12 protein-coding genes are annotated in these 18,573 nt (G+C 55.2%); 10 read left to right on the top strand and 2 right to left on the bottom strand.

All coding sequences use genetic code 11. From position 1 onward, the window contains the following. The first annotated feature begins 154 nt into the window (after positions 1-154). The 4 genes from FE784_RS14795 to FE784_RS14780 all read left to right on the top strand — a co-directional run bounded on the left by FE784_RS14795 (position 155) and on the right by FE784_RS14780 (position 6,052). Positions 155-2,560 (top strand): sugar phosphate nucleotidyltransferase, encoded by a 2,406-nt coding sequence (locus FE784_RS14795; protein WP_139602982.1) that lies wholly within the window; start codon positions 155-157, stop codon positions 2,558-2,560. 31 nt (positions 2,561-2,591) lie between these two features. Further along, positions 2,592-2,831 carry a hypothetical protein gene (locus tag FE784_RS14790; protein ID WP_139602981.1) on the top strand — a complete coding sequence of 80 codons (240 nt, stop codon included), beginning with the start codon at positions 2,592-2,594 and terminating at the stop codon, positions 2,829-2,831. Positions 2,832-2,973: 142 nt separating this feature from the next. Next, complete coding sequence (locus tag FE784_RS14785; RefSeq protein ID WP_139602980.1) at positions 2,974-4,944, top strand: glycoside hydrolase family 15 protein; 1,971 nt, start codon at positions 2,974-2,976, stop codon at positions 4,942-4,944. 361 nt (positions 4,945-5,305) lie between these two features. Then, the gene (locus tag FE784_RS14780; RefSeq protein WP_139602979.1) at positions 5,306-6,052 is read left to right on the top strand and encodes a GTP pyrophosphokinase; all 747 of its coding nucleotides are present in this window, start codon (positions 5,306-5,308) and stop codon (positions 6,050-6,052) included. Positions 6,053-6,121: 69 nt separating this feature from the next. Here FE784_RS14780 and FE784_RS14775 read toward each other — a convergent pair whose 3' ends face one another. Then, positions 6,122-6,913: a class I SAM-dependent methyltransferase gene (locus FE784_RS14775; protein WP_139602978.1), complete on the bottom strand. Its 792-nt coding sequence runs from the start codon at positions 6,911-6,913 to the stop codon at positions 6,122-6,124. A 357-nt stretch (positions 6,914-7,270) separates the two neighbouring features. On the opposite strand from FE784_RS14775, the gene FE784_RS14770 reads away from it, so the two are divergent. After that, positions 7,271-7,804 carry a ferric iron reductase gene (locus tag FE784_RS14770; protein ID WP_176706224.1) on the top strand — a complete coding sequence of 178 codons (534 nt, stop codon included), beginning with the start codon at positions 7,271-7,273 and terminating at the stop codon, positions 7,802-7,804. Positions 7,805-7,922: 118 nt separating this feature from the next. Here FE784_RS14770 and FE784_RS14765 read toward each other — a convergent pair whose 3' ends face one another. Beyond that, positions 7,923-8,327, bottom strand: a complete 405-nt coding sequence (locus FE784_RS14765) for a GNAT family N-acetyltransferase (RefSeq protein ID WP_246132028.1) — start codon at positions 8,325-8,327, stop codon at positions 7,923-7,925. A 349-nt stretch (positions 8,328-8,676) separates the two neighbouring features. Here FE784_RS14765 and FE784_RS14760 point away from each other — a divergent pair, with 349 nt between their 5' ends. From FE784_RS14760 to FE784_RS14740, 5 genes are all read left to right on the top strand, one after another. Then, entirely contained in the window at positions 8,677-9,567 is an 891-nt protein-coding gene (locus tag FE784_RS14760) for a GNAT family N-acetyltransferase (protein WP_139602975.1), read from the top strand. Positions 9,568-9,827: 260 nt separating this feature from the next. Continuing rightward, positions 9,828-12,104: a helix-turn-helix domain-containing protein gene (locus FE784_RS14755; RefSeq protein WP_139602974.1), complete on the top strand. Its 2,277-nt coding sequence runs from the start codon at positions 9,828-9,830 to the stop codon at positions 12,102-12,104. 144 nt (positions 12,105-12,248) lie between these two features. Beyond that, positions 12,249-13,967, top strand: coding sequence for an extracellular solute-binding protein (locus FE784_RS14750; protein ID WP_139602973.1), 1,719 nt, complete (start codon positions 12,249-12,251; stop codon positions 13,965-13,967). 318 nt (positions 13,968-14,285) lie between these two features. Next, positions 14,286-15,614, top strand: a complete 1,329-nt coding sequence (locus FE784_RS14745; RefSeq protein WP_139602972.1) for an extracellular solute-binding protein — start codon at positions 14,286-14,288, stop codon at positions 15,612-15,614. Positions 15,615-15,753: 139 nt separating this feature from the next. Next, complete coding sequence (locus FE784_RS14740; RefSeq protein WP_139602971.1) at positions 15,754-17,697, top strand: pectate lyase family protein; 1,944 nt, start codon at positions 15,754-15,756, stop codon at positions 17,695-17,697. Positions 17,698-18,573 lie beyond the last annotated feature (876 nt).

Here is an 18,573-nt window from a genome sequence, read left to right as displayed (position 1 = left end):
AACATAGCTCCCCCGATAGCGGAACTCCATTCCGTTATTACGCAAACATCATGTAGTTTGATCGCCTTTTGCGCCCGACGCGCCTTATGAATGGAACGTAATCATTTGTTCAACTTATATAGCTCACAGGAAACGAAAAACAGGGGGGAAGCGCTTGAAAGCAGTCATCATGGCAGGCGGTAAAGGAACGCGGCTGCGTCCGCTTACTTGCCACATACCGAAACCGATGGTTCCGCTGTTGAACCGTCCGTGCATGGAATATATTATCGATCTGCTCCGGGGGCATGGCATTACGCAAATCGGCGTAACGATGCAATTTATGCCCGAGGTCATCCGAAGCCATTTCGGAGACGGCCGCGATTTCGGCGTCGAGCTGCATTATTTCGACGAGGAGTCGCCGCTCGGGACGGCGGGCAGCGTGAAAAACGCGAGCGCTTTTCTGGACGAACGGTTCGTCGTCATTAGCGGAGACGCGTTGACCGATTTCGATTTGGGACCGGTGATCGATTTCCACGCACGCAACGAGGCGCTCGCGACGATTGTGCTGACGCGGGTGGAACGTCCGCTCGAGTACGGTGTGGTCATGACCGATGAAGAAGGGAAAGTGGTACGTTTCCTGGAGAAGCCGGATTGGAGCGAGGTGTTCAGCGATACGGTCAATACCGGCATTTACGTGCTGGAGCCGGAAGTGCTGCAATGGGTCGGGGAAGGCAAGGAACAGGATTTCAGCAACGATTTGTTTCCGCTCCTGATGAAGCGGGGAGAGCCGTTGTACGGCTTCGTCTCCGAAGGCTACTGGTCGGATATCGGCAATATGGCGCAATATCGGCAAGCGCAGTTCGACATGCTGGACGGCAAGGTGCAGGCGGCCATCAAGGGGAGGGAGCTGTACCCGGGCATATACGTCGGGGACAACGTATCGCTCCCGGCCGAAGCCGCCGAGTGGAGAGGTCCGATCTATATCGGGGAAGGCACCGTTATCGAACAAACGGCGACGCTCGATCGGTACTGCGTCATCGGATCGGGGAACCGGATAGCCCCTGGCAGTACGCTTCGCCAAGCTATCTTGTGGGATCACAACCATATTGCGGACCATAACGAAATTGCGGGCGCAACGCTGTGCAGCAGAATCCGCAGCTATCCGGACGCCGTCATGGCCGAAGGCGTCGTCATCGGGAGCCATTGCACGATCGGACCGAAGACGCAAGTGCTGCCGCATGTGAAAATATGGCCGCATAAACGGGTGCGCGAGCACGCCATGCTGAACGCCTCCGTAATTTGGGGCGAGAGCGCGGTAAAGCCGCTGTTTACGGACGGGGCGGTCCGGGGCTTCGCCAATGAGGAAATAACGCCGGAATTCGCGGCAAAGTTCGCCGGCGCTTACGGCGGCAGCGTCGCCAAGGGCAAGCGGCTTGCGGTCAGTTCGTCCGCCGACGGCTTTGCCCGATTGATCCGCGCGGTCGTCATCTCGGCGCTGCAGGCGGTCGGGGTGGGCGTAATCGATGCCGGGGACAGCTCTTCGTCCGTCGCGAGGTTCGGCGTCAACCGGTTGGACGTCGACGGGGGCATACATGTGCAGTGCTCCGATTCCGGCGGTCGTACCGTCTGCCGCTTGGAATGCATGGATGCCTCCGGCCTGCCGATCGGCAAAAGCGCCGAACGAAAGGCGGATAACGCCTATGCGATGGAGGACTATGGCCGCGTGGACGTGGCCGCTATTCAGGAAACCGGAATAGCGACAGGCCTTGTAGAAGCGTACGGGAAGAAGCTTATCGCCGAGCTGGGCTACGGGAAACGCAAGCCGCTGCGAGTAGCGGTAATGGTGGCGGACCCGGTCGTACGCAGGCTGGTCGGAACGTTGGCCGCTTCATTCAGGTGGGATGCGGCCTATGTCGAGGCGCCATTTACCGATTCGGGGATGCGGACGGCGGTCGAAGCGCATCAGGCCGCCTTCGGCGTCAGGTTCGATCAGGGCGGCCAGTCGCTCCAGCTGTATGACGAGTGCGGCGATCCGGTGCCTCTCGAACGCGCCGAGGTGCTGCTCTATATGTCCTGCTTCCAATGCTTCCGCGGCCGGTCGGTCGGGGTCCCGCTCAGTGCGCCGACGTTCCTCGATTCGGCCGCCGACGGTCTCGGCAACAGGGTCGTCCGCACGAAACGCTGCTCGCGCGCCGTGCTGGAAGCGTCGTTGGGCCATCCGTTCCATCCGGTGTACGATGCGTTGTTCGGTATCGGACTGCTGGCGCGGAATTTGCTCGAGAGCGGGCTGACCGTCTCGCGGCTGCTCGCCTTTTTGCCGGCGTATTCGCTCCACAGTACCTTCGTGGAGGTTCCGTGGGACGAGAAGGGCCGCTTGATGCGGCTGCTGACGGAGCAAGCGAGAAATCGGCGGGCGGATTTGCTGGACGGCATTAAAGTATATGACGAGACGGGCTGGGTGCTGCTGCTGCCCGAATCCGACGAGCCGCGCTTCACGCTGATCGCCCATGGGGAGCAAGAGGATGCGGCTATGAAGCTGGCAGAGCGGTACAAACTGGAACTGATCCGCCATTTCCAGTGAGAAGCCGAATATTAAAAGGAGGATGCGGCGAATGAACGTGATTCCGATCGAATCCAAGCAAATCGGATACGTCGAGTACGACATCGAGCGTTCGTGCATGATCGCTCATTTCACGACGGGGGAAGTGCGGGTATATCCCGTGTCGTGGGAAGAATATTCCGTTTTGTGCGCATCTTCCAACAAATACGATTGCTTCGTCCGGATGACCGGCGGCCATACCGTCCGTCCTGCCCCCGATCTCTCGTATCGAAGGGGAGCCGACAGAACTTGACGAAAAGCCGGTCGGGGAGCGACCGACGCTTGACCGGATCGAGTATAACGAGCAGTCCGCTGGACCGTGTCCGACCAAGACACGGTCCGGGTCATTTCATCCGGAAGTTTACGGAAGCGACAAGAAAGGGTGAGCCTTTACGATGCCCCGCCATTACGCCATAGGCAACGGCACCATGTTGATCAATTTGGATCGGTTTACGCGTATCCGCGATCTGTACTACCCGTACGTCGGGCAGTTGAACCACGTTGGAGGCTATCCGTGCCGGATCGGTATTTGGGTTGACGGCGCTTTCGTCTGGCTGAGCGACGAAGGATGGCGCTGGTCGCCCGGCTATGTGCCGGATTCTCTCGTAACGCGGGTGATAGCGGAGCACGACGGGCTCGGGATCGCTCTGGAAATCAACGACGGCGTCCATCAGAGGGACAATATTTATTTGAAGCGGATTCGCGTCGCGAACAAGGCGGAGGGCGAGCGGGAAATCCGGCTTTTTTTCACCCAGGATTTCGCCATCAACGAAACCGAAGTCGGCGATACGGCCGCTTATTATCCGCATAACCGCACCGTTTTCCATTACAAGAAAAACCGTTACTTTATGGCCAACGGGCAAAGCGGAGGAGAGGGCATCTCCCAGTATTCGATGGGTGTCAAACGGTTTCATCTGGCGGAAGGCACTTGGCGGGATGCCGAGGACGGCCAACTGGGAGGGAACTCGATCGCGCAAGGATCGGTCGACAGCACGATCGGCTTCCGCATGCTGCTGGGAGCGGGCGCGTCGGACTATTGCTATTATTGGCTGTCTATCGGGGATTCCCTCGAGGAAGCGAAGCGGCTCGACCGGTATGTGCAGGACAACGACCCCGGCAAGCTGTTGGACCGGATTCAGGTGTATTGGCAAAGGTGGTCGAACAAGCTCGATCGCGATTATGCCGATTTGCCGGTGCCCGTCGTCTCGATGTTCAAGCAGAGTCTCCTGCTCGTGAGAACCCAGACCGATGCGCGCGGTGCGATTATCGCGGCCAATGATACCGATATCATGAATTACAATCGCGATCATTACAGCTATATGTGGCCGAGGGACGGGGCGTTGATCGCCTATGCCATGTCGATGGCGGGGTACCACGAGACGGTCGTTCCTTTTTACTTGTTCTGCGCCGATGCGCTCACGTCGGACGGGTATTTGCACCACAAATACAATCCGGACGGCACGGTCGGCTCCAGTTGGCATCCGTTCGTCGTGGGCGGTCAGGCGCAGCTGCCGATCCAGGAGGACGAGACGGCGCTCGTGCTGTTCTCGTTGTGGCAGCTGTACCGGCAATCCGGCAATATCGAGCTGTGCCAGTCGCTGTACGGGAGCTTGATCCGCAAGGCGGCCAAATTTATGCGCACGTATATGGACCCGGAGCTGAACTTGCCGAAGCCGAGCTACGATTTGTGGGAGGAGCGCTACGGCATCTATACGTTTACCGCATCGGCGGTATATGGAGGGTTGACGGCGGCCGCCAATTTTTGCGGCTTGTTCGGAGACAAGGAGCGGAGCGAGCGGTACGCGAAGGTGGCCGAGAGCGTCAAGTGCGGCATCCTGGAGCATCTGTGGGACGAAGACAGCGGCAGATTCGCGCGCGGGTTGTTCCGTCAGGACGGCGCTTGGGTGAAGGATATGACGCCCGAGAGCAGCGTATACGGCATATTCGAGTTCGGCGTGCTGCCGGCCGACGAAGCGCGCGTCGTCAGTACGATGCGTTGCTTGCGGGAGCAGCTGACGGTTCGGACCGGGGTAGGCGGCATCGCCCGGTACAAGAACGATTACTACTTCCAGCGCTCGCAGGATATCGAGCGAATCCCGGGCAATCCGTGGATTATCTGCACGTTGTGGATGGCCGAGTGGGAGATCGAATGCGCCAAATCGCCGGACGATTTGGCGGGTCCGCGACAGACGCTGGAGTGGGTGACGCGCCGCGCGCTGGAGACGGGCGTGCTGCCCGAGCAGCTCGACCCGTTCGACGGCGGACCGCTGTCCGTCGCGCCGCTCACGTGGTCGCATGCCACGTATGTGTTGACCGTGGTGAAATATTTGAACAAGGCTAGGGAGCTGGCGGGGCGCGGCATATAGAGCGTAGGCAACCGCCGGTAGCTGCCTCTGTCCGAGGCTCATTGGAGCAACAGTGAAAGTGAACCCAATTTCACCATTAGTTACCCGGATTGCGCTATTTGCCGGATAAAGGACGAAAAAAACGATTAGTGAACCTAACTTTATTATGAATGAACCTAAGTTCGCTAATAGTAAATACGGTTCACTAATGTCCGGTTCGAGCCGAATGAGCGGCAAACAAGCAAATTACATTCCGTATTAATAAAATTAGGTTCATATAGTTGCAAGTTTGCCGCCGCATTTGCTTTGCTCTCCTCGGATATAATATGCTTTCTGAAAAAGGACATAGGATCGGTGAAATCCGTTCCGGGGGAGAGCGAGCATGAACACGTCTTATCAGATCGAGCAAATCAAGAAGCTGAAGCATACCGTGACCCGGTTCATGATGGTATACAAATTCGCCTTGGACGAGATGGAGACGAAGATCGAAATTTTGCAGCAGGAATTTCAGATGCTGCACGATTACAACCCGATCGAGCATACGAAGTCGCGCCTCAAGTCGCCGGAAAGCATCATGAAGAAGCTGCTGCGCAAAGGCTGCGATATTACGCTGCCGAGCATCAGAAGCCATATTAAAGATATCGCGGGGCTGCGCATCACGTGCTCCTTCCTGTCGGACATTTATCGCGTAAGCGACCTGCTGTGCGGACAAAGCGACTTGACGGTGCTTGAGATCAAGGATTATATCCGGAATCCGAAGCCCAACGGGTATCAAAGTCTGCATGTGCTGCTCGAAGTGCCCGTATTCATGTCGGATCGGCAGGAGCGGGTGTGCGTGGAGGTGCAGATCCGGACGATCGCGATGGATTTCTGGGCGAGCCTCGAGCATAAAATTTTTTATAAATACAACCAGTCCGTACCCGCCCGGCTGCTCCAGGAATTAAAGGCCGCTGCGGATTCCGCGGCGGCTCTGGATCGGCAAATGGAGCGTCTCCATAAGGAAATCGGCGAAATCAAGGAGGAGCGGCACGAAGAAGCGGGCGAGGAGGGGAAGCGGATCATGATCAATAACCAGCAGTTCACGATCCCGGCGCCGTTGCTGGCTCTATTGGAAGACGGAAAGGAGTAAAATCGTTACGTAGATCCGCCCTTGGAAGAAACGCGTTATTACTTAAAAAAATGCTGAGAAGCGCTCCATTCAGAGCTTTTCCGCCACGAGCGTAAACGTCTTCGGGATGCCTTTGTCGAACACGTCGGACGAAGCGTTCGGCTCCTCCTCGAGCAGGCGGACGAATAGGCCGGCGCCTGCTATGCCGGTAACGATTTCGCCGAGCGTCCATTTGCGCAGCTTCACCTTGTGCAGCCGGGGCTGGGCGGATTCCGGGACGAACTTGGCGTAGGCCACGTCCGTTTCCTCCAGAGAGGCGTCGAAGTAGTCCCCGGTTACCTTGTGCTTGCGAATGTTGGCCGTCGTCCCTTTCGAGGAGATCAGCTTGGTCGATACCGGGTGGAAATCCTGGAGCACAAGCCGTCCGCCCGGACGGAGCAGCCCGGCCACCGTCGCGGCCAGCGGCGCGAGGTCGAGAAAATAATGGAGGATGCCGAATTCCATGATGACGAGATCATAATCGCCGGTCAATTCCTCCGAAGGCAGCTCGAGCACGTCGGAGACGACGTACCGGATCGTCACGCCTGCCGCTTCCGCGAGCTGCTGCGCATACCGGGCGTTCTCGGAGGCGAAATCGACCACGGTCACCCGGGCGCCGAGCAGCGCCATGGCGACCGCTTTATGGCCGTGCGATCCTAGCAGATTGGCGACTTTGCCTCCGCTCAGGCTGCCCGCAAACTTGGCGAACGAGCGGATTCGCGCTTGCGGATCCTGCACGATTTTGGCCGCCGCGGCCTCGGGGGTGCCGTACCGGTTTACCCAGGCGTCATAAGCTTTTTGATTCCATGCCCGTTCATTCCCGATGTTCAACTCTTTTTGCACAATCGATTCCTCCGCCTCTTCTATGTACCGAGCCGCTTTCGGCTGTTCCGTTCTGTCCCCGCTTTATTAGGTTTCCATTTTCCGGGCGATCCCAAACACCGCTGTCCGGCCGATCAAAGGCCGGGCAGCGACCATGCCCGAGAGCCGACCTGCTGCTTGACAAGCAAGATCCGTCCTTCTTCCACCAATATCCCCGTCACCCGCACGCGAAAATCGTAGCTGCCCATTCCTCGTCCCCCCTTGGCTGTAAAACCACATTCCTGTATCATACCAAAAACCGAAGGTTTTTGCGGAATTTGTTTGAAGAATTCCGGCATTTGCCGCCTCGAATCGTCCGGAGACCGCGATGAGTCTTGGTTGAGCCATATAAGCCTGACCGCGAAATGGGTGACCTGTCCTGCGAGCGGACATCGGAACGAATGGCGCAAGCAAACGGTTGAGCGGCTGTTCGCCGGTCATCTGGCCCGGCTTTTTCATTCCCTCTCCAAAGCAGCCCCGATCCCGATGCCTATCCTGTGGGAGAACGCGGCTGTCCGCGTGTACTCGTTGTATGAGAAGAGAATTGGACAAGGGGCCGGGCGCGATGAAGCATTTCGGATACGGGACGATTTCGAGTATTTGATCTCGACCGCTCCGGCCGGACTGTTCGGGGAAGCCGGGAATCCGCTTGCCAAGTTTTACGGTACGGCAAGCGCGGCAGCCGCTTCCAATTCTCCCGCTTCGTCAGCGCGGATTCGAAAAACATGTCTCTATTATCGGGTGCGCCGGATGGAAGTTATTGTAATGCATATCCGAAAGCGCAACATTGTTCCAGATTGCGAATCCATGCGGAGCGGTAAACGGGTCTCCCGTTTATACCGTACGGATTTGTTTGGACATATGAATAATTGAACCTCGCATCCTCGTTATCGTATAGAGACGGGTGAGCGAAACTATCCCAAATTGTGCGTACGTGCAGAAAAAAGCCTGACGGAATAGATCCGACAGGCTTTTCGTCATTCGGTTTCGATCAATTGCTTTTCCGCTTGATCACATACGCCTTGTCCGCTTTCTCGAAGCCGATCCGCTCGTAGAAGCCGGCCGCTTTGGTCGTCGAGGTCAGCACGTACTGGATTTCCTCCTCGCCGAGCTTGTCCTTCAACAATCGGACCAACTGCTTGCCTATGCCGTGCCCCTGATAATCCCGATCTACCGCGAGATCGGATATGTAGCAGCAGTAGGAGTAGTCGGTGACGGCTCTGATCAGCCCTACGAGGCGGTCTTCATCCCAGGCCGTGAACAGCTCGTCGGCGTGATCGATCATTCTCCGGATACGTTCCAAATCCCCGATAGGCCTTCTAAGGCCCGCTTTGGCAAAAAGCCCGGACACGGCTTCGGGACCGATCGGCCCACTTGTTCTATATTCGATATGCATAAGATCCCCCATCACGACCGGAATCCGGCGATGACATGCGCCAAGCCGCCCTCTCATTCGTTCCGCTTAATCCGTCCAACAGCGAAGACCACCTTTCTTGGCGAAAGTGACTGCACGTCCATTGTCCCATATTGGCGGGGAGGAGTGGATGACAATTTTTTGAAATGATGGTGACGAGCCGCCGTCTAAGGCAGCCCCCTGCGTCTCTGCATTCGCCGCTAGATGGTGGGTTAATGAAAAACATGGCATTCAGCCGTGCACGGGCCGATAATGGGTAATAGCCAATTTATACCCCTTTGCCATGGCTGCATTTTGATACAATAAGAGAAACAAAGCCGGAGGTTATGGGATGACCGTACATATGCGCAACGGGGATTTTGAACTGATACCAGCCGATCCCCGACAATTCGCGATTCATTGCGCCGCTTATCGGGAGAACGTATTTTTCAGACAAAGCTGGGAGAGACGGTTGGCCGTATTCGGTGCAGACCCGTCCTGTTATTGGATGATGCTCGGCGAACGAAGAATCGGCGGGGTGTCGCTCAAGCCGAATACGGTATGGAACTTATACATGGAGCCGCCTTTCACCGATCTATACCGGTTGCTGGCCAAGCTGAAGCCGCTCATGATTAGCGCGTCGGACCCGACCGAACCGATCGAGGTGCACGGCATACTGCCGATTCAGAGCGAGCCGTTTTACCGGCTCGGCTTCGTGCCTGTCGAGACGAGACGGGTGATGATAAGGCCGACCGAAGTGTTTGACGCTACGGATTGGAAAGGGCTCAGTCTTCGGAGTCCGACAGCGGACCGGCTCGAGGAATTGGCGTACCTTTCTTATGAAGCTTATTCGGGAAATGACCGTATCGGCTATCCGGCCGAGAATACGCTCGACAACCAATTATCGGCGCTGGAACGTTACTTTACGGCGGATACGGACGAATTTCTTTTGAATGCTTCCAGCATCGTCCTGGATCTTAATGATGAGCCGGTAGCGTTTTGCCTGTTATCGATGTGGGAGGATCTTCCGTTAGTGTCCAATATAGCGGTAGCTCCTGAATATCGCGGTAAAGGAATCGCTTCCGGTATGCTGAGAAAAAGCTTAACCGCATTAAAGGAGCGGTATGAGGTGGTGAGGCTTTTCGTAACGGTCGGGAATGCGGCCGAGGCGGTCTATTACAATCACGGCTTTCATCCCGGCGCTTCGCAGACGACCTTTTCCTTGCCGGCGAGAAGCGGCTAGCGGGCCGTCTTAAGTCATGAACGCCAGCCGCGGCGAATCGCGGCTTTTTGCTCGACCGGAAGGAAATTCCGGTCGTCTCGCGAATGATTCATACAGGAAAACATTTCGAATAAACATGCTGCGGCAATGCATTTAGCGAAAAGGCGACATACGGCCAATAAATGGAACGACGTTCCTCTATTAAGAACTAAAAATCAAAAACCGCAAGGGACAACAGCAAGCGCAATAGAAATATACCGACTTTATTGGGGGTCCATAAATTGAAATCGCTTTCGGTCGTCCGCTCCAAATGGTTTTACCGTTACTTGTTGTCTTATATCGCGATATTGGCCGTTCCGCTGTTGGTGATCGGGCTGATCGTTTATAACGATTTTATCCGTACGCTGCGGGCGGAAGTGACCGGCAGCAATTTGAACATGCTCAGTCAAGTGAAGGAAATCGTCGATGTGAAAATCGACGAGCTGGATAAAATCGCTTATCAAATTTCCCAAAACCCGGAATTGACGCCTTACATGGCGACCAAAAATGCTTATCAGGGGATGAATACGATCCGGGAGCTGAAAAATTATGCCGCAGGCAACAGCTTTATATACGAAATCGTGCTGCATATGCGGGATCATCCGCTGCTGTATTCGTCATTCAGCTCCTATCCGGCGGATCGGTTCGCGAGCGAGATTTACCGGTTTCGCAGCTGGAGCCAGGAAGAGTTCGAGCGGGACCTCGGTCGCGGCAAAAGCTCCTTGCTTCGTCCGGCCGAGGAAGCCGGCATATCGAAGGAGGGCCGGATCATTCCATACATGGTGCCGATTCCGTACAAGGACGAGGCGCCGTACGGCAACGTCCTCTTCCTGCTGACGGAGAAGTCGGTAAGAAGCCTGATCCAAAATATTTTGCGGGATTACGGCGGGAATACGTTCATCGTCGATGCGCAGGGCCGCATCGTGACATCGCTTGCGGACGATTCGAGGCTGGACATTCCGGGCCTGTTGTCGAGCGTCGGGGCGGATGCGGTGCGCGGATCGACTTCCGTGGAGCTTGGCGGCAACGACTATTTCGTAACGTATATCCGCTCGTCGCATACGGGATGGACTTACATGACGCTCGTCGAGAAAATCCGGGTGATGGCCCCCGTCGTTCAAATCAAGCAGATCGCTCTCGCGGGGCTGGCTATTACCCTGCTGCTTGGAGCGGCCGTCATCTACATGCTGATGAAAATGAATTATAATCCGCTTCGCCGTCTGAAAGATTTCGCGGAAGCGCTGGCCGGCCGCAATACGACTGGGAGCGACGAGATCGAGGCGATCCGTCTCGCCGTCAGCGACATATCCGAGGATAGCCATATGCTGCGCCAGCAGCTGAAGCACAATAAGCCGGCGCTAAAAGCGTTTCTGCTCGACAAGCTGCTGAAGGGGCATATCCGGGACATCCGGGAATTCAACCGTTCCGGGAGCGGCTGCGGCATCGGATTTACCGGCACCTTTTACCGGGTAGCCGCCTTTCTGCTGGGCAGTCCCGACGATGGGCAAGACAAATCGGTTAAGGAGACGATTATCGCTTATTTGGAGCGGCATCTGCCGGAAGGGACGGAGGGTTACGGGATCGACACCATGGAGAACGACCGTTTTCTGTTTCTCCTGGCGACGGACAGCGCCGATGACGATCCGGTGCTGGAGGCGTTGGAGCGAAGCCGGGAAGCGATACGCGCGAAATGGCGGCTTCATGCGACCGTCGGCCTGGGAAGCGTATGCAGCGATGTCTCGCATATCGGGAAATGCTGCATCGAGGCGACGACGGCGCTGGAGTACAGGCTGGTGAAAGGGAAAAACCGGATTATCCCGTTCGGAGACATCGGGGAGTCGGTGCCCGGCGGATATTCCAAGAAAGAGCTCGCAGAGCTGGAGCTTTCCTTAAAGCAAGGGGATGCGGACAAAATCAAGGAAAGTCTGGACGCGGTCATCCGGCTCATTCACCGGAATGGTCCGTCGCTGTTTATGGCCAGATCGATTTGCTACGAGCTGATTCATACGATTTTGCGCCCGCTGGACGAAATGAATATGCGCGAAGACCGGAAGCCGCTTCCCGACGTGCTGTCGCTCTTCGCGTTCGAGACGGTGGAGGAGCTGTCCGAGCTTGTCCGCAAAATCAGCCTGGACATCGGCGGACGGATCAAGGAAAGCAAGGAAAGCCGCAATTACGCTTTGAAGGAGGAGCTGATCGGCTATATCGAACGGCACTATGCCGATTACCATTTTTCCTTGCAAACGATGGCGGAGGCGCTGTCGATGTCGTCCTCCTACTTGAGCCGGTATTTCAAGGATCAGACCGGATATACCGTCTCGCAGTATGTCCATGAGGTGCGGCTGAACAAGGCGAAAGAACTGCTGCGCACAGGCGACGATAATATCCGGGAATTGGTTGGGCGGATCGGATATGCGAGTCCGTCCAGCTTTATCCGCAAATTCCGCGAGGCCGAGGGCATGACGCCGGGCGAATACAGGCGGCTGTATGTAAAGGACGGCACATCCGGCTCCGGCTGAACAACGGCGCGAATGTAACGGCTCGCATATGCGGACGGCAACGGATGATTTACAGCTTCCCCTCCGAAGACTGTATAGTGGAGTTGCATCCGAAAATGGAAGTGCGGGGAGGGGACACAAAAGGGAAACGGGAGCGTGGAACGAATGAGGCGGCTGATCCCGGAAGGGCGAATGGTGCGAATGTCATGGGTGAAGCGGATGACGCGGATGAAGCGGGTCATGGGGACGAAGACATTTCTGCTGCTGGGTGGCGCAATGGTTGCAGCGGCGGCATGGGTCGGCTATGAAGGCTTCGAAGAACGAACGGATGACGGTACGGCCGGTTCGGGCAAATATTCCGCAGCGCAGGGAGTGCCGGGCTCCGGCCTTTACGCATCGGGGCTGCCGATCGTTGGGGAACCGATTACCCTGCGCGCTGCCGTAAGGAAAACGGTTACGCATGGAGACTTCTCTCGCATGCAGACGTTCAACGATTTGGAAAGAGCGACCAACATCAAATTCGAATGGGATCAAATTCCGAGCGAAACGTATACCGAGAAGAAAAAATGGATGTTTCTGAACAACGAGCTGCCGGACGTCTTCTTCTCCGGTCTGACGTCCAGCGACGTCGTCCGTTACGGCAGTCAGGGCTTGCTCATTCCGCTGGAAGATCTGATCGACAAATATGCGCCCAACATCAAGAAAGTATTCGACGCCTATCCGGAAGCGAGGAAAGCTTCGACCACGCCCGACGGCCATATTTACTCCTTGTCGTTTATGGAAGCGAACGACTACATGGTATACCGCAACCATTTGGCGATCAACCGGGAATGGCTCGACAAGCTGGGGCTCGAGGTTCCTGAGACGACCGATGAATTGTACCGGGTGCTTCAAGCGTTCAAGGAGCGGGATCCGAACGGCAACGGAAAACGGGACGAAATTCCGCTCGCCTCGCTGTACGGCGGCATCAATCAAAATTTCCACGCCCTGTTCAACGCGTTCGGCGTACGGAATCCGGACGGCAACAAGCTGGCGGTCAAGGACAACCACGTTCGCTACGAGCCGGTTCAGCCGGAATATAAGGAAGCGATCAAGTACATCCATAAGCTGTATGCCGAGCAGCTGATCGATCCGGAGACGTTCACGCAGGACGCGAAGCGGTTTATGGCAAAGGGCGGCGCTCCGGAAATCGTCTATGGCGCTTTTACGGCGTTTCTGGGCAACGTCGAGCTCGGATCGCTGGAGCGGTTGAAGCGATATGCTTTCGTTCCCCCGCTGACAGGTCCGAACGGAGACCGTACATGGCGAAGGCAGGATAACCGGATTACGCCGAATACGTTCTCCATTACGTCCGCCAATAAATACCCGGAAGCTACGATGCGTCTGATTGACGCCATGAACGAGGAAGATACCGCGTTCCAGCTGTGGCGGGGCCCGTTCGGCAGTCACATTCGGAAGGAGGCTGACGGCAAAATCAGACAAAATCCGCTGCCCGCGCGCGAAACCGTGTTGGAGGCATGGATCGGCGAAGCCGCTCCTTACAATTCCGTTCCTCTCTATTTCACCAAATCGATGATGGACAACTACGTGCTGGACGAGACGAGCGGCATGCGGAACGAAGCTTATAAGCTGTATAAGCCGTATATAGTCCCGGAGGAGGAGACGTATCCTCAGTACCTGTATTATACGGTCGAGCAGCTCCAGCAGTTAAAAGTGCTGGATGTAGACATCCAATCGTATCAAAGCGAGATGGAAGCGAAATGGATCGTCGAAGGCGGCATCGACGAGGAATGGGAGCGTTATATCGCCGAACTGCACAAGATGGGCTTGGCCGACAAAATCCGGATTCATCAGGACGCCTACGACGCTTATCGGCAATTTTGATTCGTCATGGAAACGGGGCTGGCGACGGGTGTCGGCGACGATCGGCGGGATTACTGTGGAATCCCGCCGTCGGGACGGTATCTCCGGCATGAGAAGGGAACTCTACGTCATTAATTTACAAATATATACTTAATTACAAAATAAAGTTATATGCTGCTTTCTGCTTAGCAATGAAGTGCGCAGCAGTTGGGTTCAAACGAATATCTTTACAAGTCCCGTCCGTGGATTCGATGCGCTTCTCAAGTAAAGCGTGACGCTATTTTTACGGATTTGTTCAACAAGCTGGCATGGCGACAATCAGAAAGGGAGGACCTAAATATGTTTACAAAAAAGATCGTGCTGACAGTAACAGCAGCAAGCGTCGTTTCATTAATATCCGGATGTGCTTCTGTGAAGGAAGAGAAAAAATCAGAGGCATCGCAGCCGTCGAAGATAGAAGCTCCTCAAGGCCCGATTACTTTTAAAGTCGCTTCGAACAGGACAAAAGAAAGTTTTGCAAGAGTAAATAAGGTGATCGGTACGAAATATCCGAATGTTACATTAGAACAAATGTCCAGCTACAAAAACAACGAGAAAACGCTTCAAGACATGATCTCTGCCGGTGACCTTCCGGATATTATCGACGAAGCTACCACCAATACCCCCTTGCTGCTTGATCTCGACTTTCCTATTGATCTCGATCCCATTATTAAAAAACTAAACTTAAACATCAGCAACTTAGATCAGCAAACGATCGAAGGTATTCGTTCCTATAACGGGAAGCTGTTTATGCTTCCAACGAATCTGACGCCTCCGTTGGTGCTGTTTTATAATAAGGATATTTTTGATCGGTTCGGTGTGCCGTATCCGGCGGTCGGCAATACGTGGGATGATAATATACAATTAGCCAAAAAGCTATCCCGCACCGACGCAGGAGTCAATTATATGGGGATGTCGACAGGTACGATAATCAACCGCATGGCGACGCAATTATCTTTGTCCTATGTCGACACCAAATCAGGAAGAGCGGCTATCATCTCGAATGACGGTTGGAAGAAAATGTTTGAGAAATGGAAAGAAATCTACGATATTCCAGGTAATTATCCGAGTGGCGCGAAATTCAGCAATGGCGTAAATGATTTCTTAAAAACCAAAAACTTGGCGATGTTTCCTCACTTTCTGTTGTTGGCGCAAGATAAGCTATTCGAAGATGCAGTTAAGAGCGGATTAAATTGGGGAGCAACGACCTATCCTACATTCAAAGAAGCTCCGGGAGTAGGACCCTCCGGTATTTCCGGCGGATTTATGATCACAAAAATGAATAAATACCCGGAATTTGCTTTGCAGGTCATGATGACGTTGTTGTCGGACGAAGGACAGATTGAAATGGCGAAGGATGGCATGGTACCGAGCGTGAATAAGCCGGAGCTCAGAAGCCATATTTACGAGGATTCCGCAATCGTGAATCAAATTCCTAAAGATGTGTTAGCCGCGATCTACAAGATGAAAGAAGCTAAACCCTATTCCCGAAGCAGATATGATACCGCTTCTCTCAATATGGTTACGAAATATATGAACGAGTATATTGGAGGAAAGATGGACTTAAATTCGGCGCTTCGAAAAGCGGATGAAGAAATCAATAAACTGATCGAAGCCGATAAAAAATAAAATCCGCAAACGATGCAGAGTGGTCAGCATGCTGTTTCATTGCGGGAAACGGAAGAGGCGACCAACAAAGCGATCGAGGCGGAGAAGAAGAAATAAATAATCGTTCGCGGCGTACCGCGCGAGAAGGAAGGTGCAGTGCATGTCGGATCATGCGGGCAAGATCAGCAGAAGAGGGATGCTCGTGAAAATGGGGGCGGCCGGGACCGCTCTGGCGGCAGGCGTTTTATTCCGGCAAGGGTCGATGGGAGCGGAGGGCGGACACTCGACCGTGACCCATCATACGTACGGCGAGCCCGGCTCCTGTGCCGACGACGGCTGCAGCGCCGATGGAATCTTGAATGTCATGGACTACATTCCGCCGGAGGAGCATGCCGGCATTCGCGCCGGAACGTCGTCCTACGATTGCGCCGCCGCGATCAATGCCGCGCTCTCCAACAAATGCTCCGTTTTGTTTCCGTGCGGCGTATTCGAAATTTCGTCTCCCCTCATTTTGGACACCGGCAATTACGTTCATGGCTCCGGCAAAGGGAATACGGTCATCCGGCTGAAAACCGGCTCCAACTGCGACGTATTCCGGACGAAAGATTTCGACACGCTGAAAGGCAATCCGAACGGGGCGGCGCTCGCCCCGAGATATTTCGGCATCGAGCATTTGACGATCGAGGGCAATTATATGGCGATTGGCTGGCGGGAGGACGGTAACGGCTATAACAATACGCAGGGCTCCGCCATTGCTATATACGGATGGGGGTACCGGATCAACGCGGAAGTATACAATATCGCCGCACATGCCCTGTACAGCGAATGCATGGGCGATCCCGGACAGCAGTTCGAACGATATTCCACGGTGGAGCTGCACGGGAGAATATCGGGGGAGGAGGCCGTCGTGTTTCGCGGACCCGGGGACATTTTGCTGGACAAAATCGTATTCGGCGTAGTCGGGGTCAAGCCGAGGCCGGACTATTACGCGATCGCGGGCAGAACGTCGTCGCTGTTCGCCGGCGATACGCTGGACGGGATCGTGCTCGACGAGACGAGTCCTTACGACGGCCATTGCGAGCTGGGCTTCGTGCATATTTATGGCGTCTACTACGGATACGGCATTCGGACGCGCGGCGTATGCAGGATCAAGGCGGAGCATCTGGTCAGCGAAAATAACCGCGGAGGGGCCCGCTTTCAGGACGGGGCCTGGGGTGTCGTCTCCATTCTGGAGGTGCACGCCAACGGGAGAATCCCTCCGGAGTACAAGACCGCGATCGCCGGGGCGCCTCCGCTGCCTCCGCTCGAAGGCTGCTTGTGCGAATCGTCGTGGGGGATGCAGATCTCCGGCCTGCACGTCCAGCGCAACGGGCCGAGTCAGGACGGCTGGCCTTCGCTGAAGGTGACCGGCGCTTACAACACGGTCCAGTTGACGAGCCGGGGATACGCGAACGCGTCGACGGGAGGTTATTACGCCGGAAGCGCCGCCGTGATCGAAGGCGTCAATCAGTCCGTCCGAGTCAATGCCCACCGCATCAATGGCGATGCGGTCGTCGTCCGGGCGGTCACTTCATCGGTCGAGCTGAACGTACGCGACGTGACGAACGGATCGGCGCTTGTCCGCGACGCCGGCAGCGGCAACGTAAACAGGGGCAACTGCATTACCGGCACGGTGAACGAGGCCGCTACCGGCTTTACCGCTACCGGCACTCCGACCTGCGAGAGCATCCGGCTTGTGTTGAACAATTCGTCGTCCAAGCCGCTGTTTGCCGGCAGCAGACCGGACCTGCAAAACCGGGCGCAGCAATGGGAAATAAGCGCGGCATGGAGCAACGTCCCTTACGGTACGCGTTCCCGGGTGTTCTTCACCTTCGACATGTCCATTGTGACGGAGCAGACGATTACAGTGCCTCATCGGCTGATCTACCAGCCGGATTTCCGCGAAGTGTCATGGAGCATCGAGGACAGGCTCGCGACATGGGACGGCCATATCGAATATATACGGCTTCAAGCCGTCGATGCGATGAATCTCGTATTCAAGCTCAAGCTTTCGCAGGCCGGCAGCACCGGGGCCGATGTGCGCATAGGCGTACAGATCGGCTAATTCCGGGCTGTCTCCAAAGTCATTTGCGATTTTGTTCAGCCCGCGCTTCGTCCGCGATTTCAAGGATAAACTAAAGCCCTCCAATCCCACTTTTAAAGTGGTTTTGGAGGCTTTTTCGTTCTGATTTCGGGACTGGCTCATTCGGCGTTACACTTTGGGGCAGTCCTATCCCGAGCCATCCGCTCGTTTTACCACGGCAGTCTGGAAGTCCGGCGAATAAATCGGAACTAACTGGAAAACATGTAGTTATTTCGGTGGAGAGCTGTCCCGCCGCCGTAGTAAACTGGAAAATCTACAGTTGTTTACCTTCGTTTTCGCTTATTACTTTGTCTAATGGAGATTTACCTGCATGATTTCCAGTTATTTCGGTAATATTCGTTTCTTTCCTGAATTTAACTGCATCTTTTCACGTTGTTGAAAAAGTCAAAAGAGAGGTTTGTCATACAAAATGAGGTGGGGGAAAGGTGCGGAAAGCGAAGCGGTTGACTTTAAAATCGTGTTGTAACCGTTAAAATCTTAAAAACAACACGATTTTAACGGATGTGGAGCGCATTCCCCCACCTCTTGTCTCCGGCGCTTCCTCTCTTTGCAGACTGTTTCAACAGCCTCATCTTTTACAGTTAGGGTACGGGACTCCATGTTCGTTGCTATTTGTTTGCTTTTCACGCCGGGGTATATTGCGCGCCGACCGTTGCGAAGGCAAGCCTCAGCGGCGAGTATAGATGACCGGAGCCTCGGATGGCCGAATTTATAAGTTTCGGGGTCCCCGCAATATATTGGATAAGCATCGGAGCAGAAGCCCCGCTTTGCGGGCTTATTTTGCCATGATCCGTCAAAGCGAGTAGGCGGAGTGGCGCCGGCAACAGGAAATAGCGG

This window comes from Paenibacillus hemerocallicola, from assembly GCF_006265175.1.
In the GTDB taxonomy this organism is placed as follows: Bacteria; Bacillota; Bacilli; order Paenibacillales; family NBRC-103111; genus Paenibacillus_AB; species Paenibacillus_AB hemerocallicola.
This window is presented reverse-complemented; position numbering and strand designations above follow the sequence as displayed.

Coding starts and splice junctions, on each gene's coding strand:
- FE784_RS14790 (WP_139602981.1), top strand. CDS start 2,592: ATGAACGTGATTCCGATCGAATCCAAGCAAATCGGATACGTCGAGTAC.
- FE784_RS14785 (WP_139602980.1), top strand. CDS start 2,974: ATGCCCCGCCATTACGCCATAGGCAACGGCACCATGTTGATCAATTTG.
- FE784_RS14780 (WP_139602979.1), top strand. CDS start 5,306: ATGAACACGTCTTATCAGATCGAGCAAATCAAGAAGCTGAAGCATACC.
- FE784_RS14765 (WP_246132028.1), bottom strand. CDS start 8,327: ATGCATATCGAATATAGAACAAGTGGGCCGATCGGTCCCGAAGCCGTG.
- FE784_RS14760 (WP_139602975.1), top strand. CDS start 8,677: ATGACCGTACATATGCGCAACGGGGATTTTGAACTGATACCAGCCGAT.
- FE784_RS14750 (WP_139602973.1), top strand. CDS start 12,249: ATGAGGCGGCTGATCCCGGAAGGGCGAATGGTGCGAATGTCATGGGTG.
- FE784_RS14745 (WP_139602972.1), top strand. CDS start 14,286: ATGTTTACAAAAAAGATCGTGCTGACAGTAACAGCAGCAAGCGTCGTT.
- FE784_RS14740 (WP_139602971.1), top strand. CDS start 15,754: ATGTCGGATCATGCGGGCAAGATCAGCAGAAGAGGGATGCTCGTGAAA.